1 protein-coding gene is annotated in these 329 nt (G+C 47.1%); it reads left to right on the top strand.

All coding sequences use genetic code 11. The annotated features are described in order from the left end of the window. Positions 1-311, top strand: a 311-nt coding sequence (locus GCWU000182_RS10455) for an IS256 family transposase (RefSeq protein WP_023391783.1), incomplete at its 5' end; no start/stop codon positions are given. Between the last annotated feature and the right edge of the window lie 18 nt (positions 312-329).

Raw genomic sequence — 329 nt, 5'->3', positions numbered from 1 at the left:
GGCTCAAGGAAGCTTTTGAGGCTTCTGTCGCGGATAATCCTCGCTATCAGAAGGCCTTAAAGGTTTTAGATGAGGGCTTTGAAGATGCCGTTCAGTTTATGATGGAGCCTGAGATTTACCATCCCAATTTACGGACTACCAATTCTGTCGAACGTTTGAATCGTGAAATCAGACGGCGGGATAAGGTCATTGGCGTCTATCCTAATGTCGCTTCTGCTGAGCGATTAATTGGCGCCATCCTCATTGATCTAAACGATGCTTGGCAGGCTAACGCACGCCCCTTCCTTGTCAACTTCACCAAACGCAAATAAGCTATAGGACAGCCTACA

The organism is Abiotrophia defectiva ATCC 49176, assembly GCF_000160075.2.
Classification (GTDB): Bacteria; Bacillota; Bacilli; order Lactobacillales; family Aerococcaceae; genus Abiotrophia; species Abiotrophia defectiva.
The sequence above is the reverse complement of the archived record's forward strand: the minus strand, read 5'-3'. Positions and strand labels throughout refer to the sequence as shown.